The 348-nt window shown below is 48.9% G+C and carries 1 protein-coding gene; it reads right to left on the minus strand.

The features are described from left to right. Positions 1 to 262: hypothetical protein (locus ACNPNW_RS06195; protein WP_448766739.1), on the minus strand; the 262-nt coding region annotated here is incomplete at its 3' end. Positions 263 to 348 lie beyond the last annotated feature (86 nt).

A 348-nucleotide genomic window follows, 5' to 3' on the forward strand; every position in this document is an offset into this window, starting at 1 on the left:
CAGAGGTTTGCGCAGGACTCTTTGGCTCCTCACTCCAGCGGGACAATACTTCCCTAAGGTGTTCTGTCTTCACTTCTGCCCACTTCTTAGAATGTGATTTCCCTGCGTTTTTTTGGATGATTCCATGAAGATCCTCTGCTTGGTCTTCCAAGCAACGGGCAAGCACGTGTAGAGACGTCGCCGAGAATAGGTTACTAAAAACCTTCTCATATTCCGGGAAAACCTGATCCAGCAAGGCCCTCATATTTAACTTTGCTTGCACGAACATCCCCGTTACAAACTCATGCTGCCTCGTCACATGCTGAAGTTCCGTATATCCTTCTTCCCACGTCCGGTGCGGAGTCACAT

The organism is Acinetobacter endophylla, assembly GCF_053543775.1.